Source organism: Oleiphilus sp. HI0125 (assembly GCF_001635355.1).
This window is the reverse complement of the sequence record NZ_LWGF01001209.1, coordinates 1-1,056: the sequence shown is the minus strand read 5'-3', so window position 1 is coordinate 1,056 and position 1,056 is coordinate 1. Positions and strand designations below refer to the sequence as shown.

The window sequence follows — 1,056 nt, the reverse complement described above, 5'->3', positions numbered from 1 at the left end:
CGCAACATCACCATCTTTAGAAACTTGTATCGTGAAAACTTTCGCTAAACGCGTCTTTCCTTCTACTAATGAGGCTAAGTTCGCACTCACCTCTTCAGGTAACATTGAAACAACTTTATTAGGCGCATACAAAGAAGCGCCGCGTTGCAAAGCTTCTTTCTCTAAGACCGGAGCATGCTTAACTAAGGCTTCTGGATCAGCAATAGCAACGAGTAACTTCCAGCCATCGGAGTTTTCTTCAATGCAAAGCGCGTCATCCATGTCAGTCGTGCGTTCACCATCAATGGTAAAGAAAGCATGTTGACTAAAATCTTCTCTCTCAGCACATAACTTAGCGACCAAGTCTTCCGTCAATGTCTTTAAATCTTGCTCAGATTTTTCACTCCAAGCTTCTTTAATACCATGTTTTTTCAGACTGTAGGTCCACTCAATACCTGCATCTTTTTCATTACCAAGATTATCGAGTATGTGGGCTTGTGGCTTACCATTTTTAATTGGGTGTTGAACAAGCTTGCACTGAAGTAAGTCGCCAACTTTCGCTTTCCCGCGTTTATTTGGTGGAATAAAGATCCATCGACTTGTACCATCGAAATCCGCTTCTGCAAAATGTGCAGCGCCTTTAGACACGTATTTACCAAAGAATAATTTATTATTCGATTCGATCAGTCGTTCTACTTTTGCAAACGTTTTGTTCTTGTCGTCTTTTTTGATCTCTACTTCAATTCGATCGCCAGGTAAGACTTNTAGCATTTCATCCGGCGGTAAAAATACATCTCGGCCACTTTCAAGGCTAACAAAACCGAACTTCTGCCCTGTCCCTTTTACTCTGCCAAATTGCAAATCACGGCTAGCTTTAATATCACTTTTGAGCTGCTTTAATTGGTCCAAAGCATCTAATTTAAGCATTTCTTTACCTTTAAAAAGCCTCGGTAGGCTAAATCAAATTAACGTCAAAAATCCTGCGTGGAATCAATGAAGACTTCGCAGTTTCTCTTTTAACTTCGTCGAGACTCGCATTGTTAAAAGGGCATAAAATCGTCACCAAACCATGGGCGA

Annotated in this window: 1 protein-coding gene; it reads right to left on the bottom strand. The window is 40.9% G+C overall.

Features of this window, described 5'->3' with window-relative positions:
* A partial coding sequence (locus A3762_RS21090) for an RNB domain-containing ribonuclease (RefSeq protein WP_156493648.1) occupies window positions 1–906 on the bottom strand: 906 nt, incomplete at its 3' end.
* Window positions 907–1,056 lie beyond the last annotated feature (150 nt).